General features: G+C 51.0%; 1 rRNA gene. It reads right to left on the reverse strand.

The features are described from left to right. A 23S ribosomal RNA gene (locus tag KI338_RS17595) occupies positions 1–261 on the reverse strand; the annotation flags it as partial.

A 261-nucleotide genomic window follows, 5' to 3' on the forward strand; every position in this document is an offset into this window, starting at 1 on the left:
CACCTTAGGATTCTCTCCTCGCCTACCTGTGTCGGTTTGCGGTACGGGCACCTATAATCTGGCTAGAAGCTTTTCTTGGCAGTATGAAATCAGGAACTTCGCTACTAAAATTCGCTCCCCATCACAGCTCAGGTCTCAGTTGGACGGATTTGCCTATCCAACACCCTCACTGCTTGGACGCGCACATCCATACGCGCGCTTTCCCTATCCTCCTGCGTCCCTCCATTGCTCATAACGATTATGAGGTGGTACAGGAATATC

Origin of the sequence: Ornithinibacillus bavariensis (assembly GCF_018333235.1) — a bacterium.
Taxonomy (GTDB): Bacteria; Bacillota; Bacilli; order Bacillales; family Amphibacillaceae; genus Ornithinibacillus; species Ornithinibacillus bavariensis.